This is a genomic window from Saccharothrix hoggarensis (genome assembly GCF_042678885.1).
Lineage (GTDB): Bacteria > Actinomycetota > Actinomycetes > Mycobacteriales > Pseudonocardiaceae > Actinosynnema > Actinosynnema hoggarensis.
Map to the genome: position 1 here is coordinate 1 of NZ_JBHTLK010000496.1, position 1,050 is coordinate 1,050.

At 77.8% G+C, this 1,050-nt stretch carries 1 protein-coding gene and 1 pseudogene; one reads left to right on the top strand and one right to left on the bottom strand.

Annotation, left to right across the window (positions count from 1 at the left end; genetic code table 11):
- Nucleotides 1-768: LacI family DNA-binding transcriptional regulator (locus ACFQ3T_RS36740; protein WP_380730798.1), on the bottom strand; the 768-nt coding region annotated here is incomplete at its 3' end.
- Nucleotides 769-844: 76 nt separating this feature from the next.
- On the opposite strand from ACFQ3T_RS36740, the pseudogene ACFQ3T_RS36745 reads away from it, so the two are divergent.
- A pseudogene (locus ACFQ3T_RS36745) lies at nt 845-1,050 on the top strand (hypothetical protein); the annotation flags it as partial.

A 1,050-nucleotide genomic window follows, 5' to 3' on the forward strand; every position in this document is an offset into this window, starting at 1 on the left:
TCTCGCGCCGAGCGCGGTGAGGTCGCCCAGCGCGAACACCGCGTCGGTGTCCGGCCAGCGGGCCATGACCTCCGCCGACGCGGTCCCGCCGCGGGCGGCGGTGAAGTCGCCCGGCACCAGGCGGACCGGTGAGCCCGCCTCCCCCACCACCCGGCGGTAGGCGGCCGCGGCGCGGTGGGTGCACGGCAGCCACGGCGGGCCGGTGATCATGGCGACGCGTCGTCGGCCGCTCGCCAGGAGGTGCTCGACCACGCGGGCGGCTCCGGCGCCGTTGTCCACGTCGAACGACGGCACGTCCCGCGAGCCGATGCCGATCGCCGCGACCCGGCCCCGCATCGCCTGGGGCACGACGGCGAGCGCGGTCGTCGTCGGGTTGACCAGGACGACGCCGCCGATGCCCCGGTGCTCCACGAGCCGTCCCAGCTCGGCCGGGTCGTGCAGCGGCAGCCAGTGCAGCGACACGCCGACCTCGCGCGCGGCGGCCACTTCGGCGGTGGCGGCGACGACCCGTCCCACGTACGGGTCGTTCAGGACATGCGCGCTGTGGCCGCCGACGACCACCGCGACGCGCGTGCCGCCGCGGGTGGCGAGGGCGCGGGCCGCCGGGTCCGGGACGTAGCCGAGTTCGGCCGCCGCCACGTGGACGCGGCGGCGCGCGGCGTGATCGACGGGCCCGCGGCCGCTGAGCACGCGGGACGCCGTCGCCAACGACACGTCGGCGTGGCGTGCCACGTCCGCCAACGTCGTCCGCCGCGACTCCCCGACCACCCGGCCAGTGTGCCGGCACTTGTGGTGGAAGCGCTTCCACGGGTGGAGTCGGCGTCACCTGCCGAGAGGAGCCCCCATGCCGACCCCGCTGACCGCCGTGACGCCGTCCGACCCGGCCGCCGCCCGGCGGACCCGTGCGGCCGCGATCGGCGTGGCCGTCACGTTCGGGCTGAACGGTGTCGCCGTGGCCTCGTGGTTCGCCCGCGTGCCGGCCGCCCGTGACGCGCTGGGGCTCGGCGCCGTCGAGGTCGGCCTGGTGCTGCTGGCGATGTCCGCCGGGGC